The sequence below is a fragment of the Streptomyces sp. NPDC006512 genome (assembly GCF_040611935.1).
Taxonomy (GTDB): Bacteria; Actinomycetota; Actinomycetes; order Streptomycetales; family Streptomycetaceae; genus Streptomyces.
This window is the reverse complement of record NZ_JBEXPG010000062.1, coordinates 1-4,544: the sequence shown is the minus strand read 5'-3', so window position 1 is coordinate 4,544 and position 4,544 is coordinate 1. Positions and strand designations below refer to the sequence as shown.

Here is a 4,544-nt window from a genome sequence, read left to right as displayed (position 1 = left end):
AGGGTCGCGCTGCGGGTTTCGGTTCGGGTTCCGGGTGGGGTGGTGCCGGGGGCTCGGGTCGAGTGCCGGGCTGCCCTCCGCTCCCGGGCCGGTTCGCGGGCCCGGTTCGGTCCCGGCTGGGGTCGTGCCGCGGCCCGGGTTTCCGGCGGGGGTCCAGCCGCGGGCTCGGGTTCGTTCCGGCCGGGGTCGTTCCGGAGGCCGCGGGGCGCTCCCCGCCGGGGCCCCGGCCCGCGGCCCACAGCCGGTTTCCGGGTCCCGGCGGACGCCGGCCGGGCGGGTCCGGGTGCCTTCCGGGGCCCGGCCGCCCGGAAATCCCCGCACGCCCCCCGCAGGGGCAAGGCAGACTTGTCCGGTGCGGTACCTCATCCTCGGCGTCACCGAGGCACATGACGAGACCGGCGCCCCCCTCATCCTCGGCGGCGCCCGCCTGCGCGCGCTCCTCACCGCCCTCGCGCTGCGCGCGGGAGGTCAGGCCGCCGTGTCCGTCACCGACCTGATCGACGAGGTCTGGGGCGACGACCCGCCCCAGGACGCCCCCGCCGCCCTCCAGGCCCTCGTCTCCCGGCTCCGCCGCGCCCTCGGGGCCCGCGACGCGGTCCGGGCCGACCCCGCAGGCGGCTACCGGCTGGCCGCCGACCGGGACGACGTCGACCTCCACCGCTTCACCCGGCTGACGGCCCACGCCGCCCGGCAGCGGCCCTCCGACCCCGCCGGCGCCGCCGCGACCCTGCGCGAGGCCCTCGCCCTGTGGCGCGGCCCCGCCCTCGCCGACCTGCCCGAGCCCGCCCGCAGCGCCCACGCCACCGCGCCCGAGGCCCGCCGTACCGCCGCCCTGCGCGACCGCGTGGACGCCGAGCTGCGGGCCGGTACCACCGCCCCGGCCGAACTCCTCCCGGAGATCGAGGCGCTCATCCACGAGCACCCGTACGATGAGCACCTGCGCCTCCAGCAGCTCCGCGCCCTCCGCGCGGCCGGCCGCCCCGCCGACGCCCTCGCCGCGTACGAGCGCACCCGCAAGGCCCTCGCCGAAGGCCTCGGCACCGACCCCGGACCCGCGCTCCGCGCCCTGCACGCCGAACTCCTCCACCCCGAGCCCGAGCCCCAGCCCCAGCCCGAGCCCCGCCCCGAGACCCCGCCCCCGCCGCGCGGCAACCTCCGCCCCCGCCTGACCTCCTTCGTCGGCCGCGAGCCCGAACTCGCCGCGCTCGAAGCCGACCTGACCCGCCGCCGCCTCGTCACCCTCACCGGACCGGGCGGCTCCGGGAAGACCCGTCTCGCCGAGCACGCGGCCGCCGCCCACCCCGAGCCCGGCTGGCTCGTAGAACTCGCCCGCCTCGACCACCCCTCGGCCGTGCCCGGCGCGGTCCTCAGCGCCCTCGGCCTGCGCGACGGCACCCTCGTCGCCCGGGAGAAGACCCCCACCGCCGACCCGACGGCCAGCCTCGTGGAGCACTGCGCGCACCGCCGCCTGCTCCTCGTACTGGACAACTGCGAGCACGTCATCGGGGCCGCCGCCGAGCTCGCCGAACGCCTCCTCACCCACTGCCCCGGCGTCCGGATCCTGGCCACCAGCCGCGAGCCCCTGGGCGTGCCGGGGGAGTTCCTGCGGCCGGTGGAGCCGCTGCCGGACCCGGTCGCGCTGCGGCTCCTCGCCGACCGCGGGGCCGCCGCGCGCCCCGGTTTCTCCCCGGCCGACGACCCGGCCGCGGCCGCCGAGATCTGCTCGCGCCTGGACGGGCTGCCGCTGGCGATCGAGCTGGCCGCGGCCCGGCTGCGGCTGCTCACCCCGCGCCAGATCGCCGACCGGCTCGACGACCGGTTCCGGCTGCTGACCGGCGGGGCCCGGACCGTCCTGCCCCGGCAGCAGACGCTGCGCGCGGTCGTGGACTGGTCCTGGGACCTGCTCGACGAGGCCGAACGGGCCGTCCTGACCCGGCTGTCCGTCTTCGCCGGCGGCTGCGACCTCGCGGCCGCCGAGGAGGTGTGCGCGGACCCCGCGTACGACGTCGCCGACATCCTCGGCTCCCTCGTCGACAAGTCCCTCGTCGTCGCCGCCCCCGGCCCCGACGGCACCGGCATGCGCTACCGGATGCTCGAAACCATCCACGAGTACGCCGCCGAACGCGCCGCCGCCGACCCGGCCGCCGCCCGCGCCACCGCCGCCCGCCACGCCGCCCACTACCTCGCCCTCGCCGAGGAGGCCGAACCCCGCATCCGCTCCGCCGACCAGCTCCCTTGGATCCGCAGCGTCGAGACCGAACTCGACAACCTCCGCGCGGCCCTCCACACCACCACCGCCACCGCCCCCGACGTCGAGACCGCCCAGCGCCTCGTCTTCGCCCTCGGCTGGTTCTGGTGGCTGCGCAGCTACCGCGGCGAAGGCGCCGAGTGGACCTCCCGGATCCTCGCCCTCACCCCGGCGGACGCCCCCGAGGGATCGCCCGCGTACTGGCGCCTGATGCGGCTCCAGGTCCTCAACTTCTTCCTGATCGCCGAGAGCAGCACCGGCGAAACGTTCCGGACGCCCGAGTACGGCGACCTCGCCGCCCGCATCAAGGAGGTCTTCCGCCGCGGCTCTCCGGAGTCCGCCCGGTTCCCCGGCATGCTCTGGCCGACCACCGCCTTCCTCACCGGCGACACCCTCGACTTCCACGCCGACCTCGACCGGGCCGTCGCCAACTGCCGCCGCCACGGCGGCGACTGGGAACTCGGCATCGTCCTCCTCTTGCGCACCCACGTGGCCATCGACCTCACCGGAGGACTGCACACCGCCGACGCCGACCTCGCCGAACTCCACGAGATCGCCCGCCGCGTGGGCGACCGCTGGACCCGCGCCCAGGTCGCGAGCGCCGCCGGAGAGCTCGCCCTCTCCCACGGCCGGTACGCCGAAGCCCGTACCGAGTACGAGGAGTGCCTGCGCCTCGCCCGGGAGGTCGGCGCCCACATCGAGGCGCCCTTCGCCATCGCCCGGATCGCGGAGACCGCCTACTGCGCCGGGGACTACGACGACGCCGAACGGCTCCTCGCCGAAGCCGACCGCGAGGCCGACCGCTTCGGCGGCGTGTACGACGTGACCCTCTTCTCCCGGCTCATCGCCGCCCTCCTCGCCCTCCAGCGCGGCGACACCGCCCGCGCCCGCGCCGCCCACGAGCAGGCCCGTACGGAGACGGCCCGGATGACCGTACCCGCGCAGCTCACCGCCGGACTGGACACCGTCGAGGCGGTCCTCGCCTCCCGCGCACACGGCCCCGACGCCGGCCTGGCCCTCCTCGGGCCCGCCCTCGCCGCCGCCGTCGAGGGCCACTGCGCCGAACGCTTCCTGGCCGGCCTCGCCGAGACCGCCGCCCTGCTCCTGGCCGACGCCGGACGCGCCGCCGACTCCGTGCGCCTCCTCGCCGCGGCCACCGCCTGGCGCGCCGGTCACCCCCGCCCGGTCCCCGACCAGACCGCCCTCGACGGACTGCCCGCCCGCACCCGCGCCCTCCTCGGCCCGGACGGCCACGCCCGGGCCGAAGCCGAGGGCCGGGCCCTGACCCCGAAGGACGTGGCGGCCGAACTCAACGGCAGCTGATCACCGCGTCGGCCCAGCTCGCCAGCGTCGGCAGCCGCCCCTGCCCGGCCTGCTCCACCACCAGACGCAGTGACCCGCGCCCGGCCAGCGACACGTTCACGGCCTCCGGCGCGTCCCCGTACCCGAGCACGCCCGAGCGCCACAGCCGCTGCCCGTCGCCGTAGACGGAGAACCGCACCGTGCCGTCGGTCAGCAGGGACAGCCCGTCCACCCCGGCCCGCGCCGAGAACGCGGTGCACTGCCGGTTCAGGGTGATCTCCACCGAGGAACGGGAGTTGACGGTGATCCCCTGCCCGAACCGCCGCCCCCCGGCCTCCAGCCCCCACCGCTGCCACACCCAGCTGCTGCGCCAGGTCTCCAGCTCCGGACCGCTGTGCTCCCCGTACGCCGAATGCCCCAGCCGGGCCAGCGGGAACCCGGCCGGCGGCTTCGGCGGCGGCGGAGCGGGCGAAGGCGTCGGCGAAGGCTTCGCCCGCGTCGGCGAGGGCTTCGGCTCCCCGCTCGGCGCAGCCGGCGCCGGAGCCGGCTTCGACGCCGGCACGGAAGCCGTGGGCGCGGGCGGTGCGCTGGTACGCCGAGGCGGTACGGAACCCCGCGGCGCCGGCGCCGGAGCCCCCGCGGGACTCGACTCGGGCGGCGTGGGCGAGGGGCTCGGCCGCGGCACCACCGGCGCCACCATGCCGGGCGTCGGCTTCGCCACGGCCGGCTGCTCGGGCTCGTCCCCGGCCAGGGCGAACACCACCCCGGCGGCCGCCGCGACGGCCAGACCGGCGGCGATGGCGGCCTTGGCCGGCAGCCCCAGCCCCTCCGACACCGCCGCACCCCCGGCCCCGGCGCCCGTACCTCCGGCACCACCCGCGGCACCACCCGCGGCCCCGGCTCCGGCCCCGGCAGTGGCCCCCGCCCCACCGGCGGCACCCGCCCCGCCGGCCCCGGCGGCTCCCGCACCCGCCGAGGAACCGCCCGCCGCGGC

Annotated in this window: 2 protein-coding genes and 1 pseudogene; 2 read left to right on the top strand and 1 reads right to left on the bottom strand. The window is 78.2% G+C overall.

The window, feature by feature from the left end; all coding sequences use genetic code 11:
• Positions 1-352 precede the first annotated feature (352 nt).
• Positions 353-3,571: a BTAD domain-containing putative transcriptional regulator gene (locus tag ABZZ17_RS32125; RefSeq protein WP_356881373.1), complete on the top strand. Its 3,219-nt coding sequence runs from the start codon at positions 353-355 to the stop codon at positions 3,569-3,571.
• Here ABZZ17_RS32125 and ABZZ17_RS32120 read toward each other — a convergent pair.
• Complete coding sequence (locus ABZZ17_RS32120) at positions 3,558-3,833, bottom strand: NPCBM/NEW2 domain-containing protein (RefSeq protein ID WP_356881371.1); 276 nt, start codon at positions 3,831-3,833, stop codon at positions 3,558-3,560. The genes ABZZ17_RS32125 and ABZZ17_RS32120 overlap by 14 nt on opposite strands.
• 13 nt (positions 3,834-3,846) lie before the next feature.
• Here ABZZ17_RS32120 and ABZZ17_RS32115 point away from each other — a divergent pair.
• A pseudogene (locus tag ABZZ17_RS32115) lies at positions 3,847-4,544 on the top strand (hypothetical protein); the annotation flags it as partial.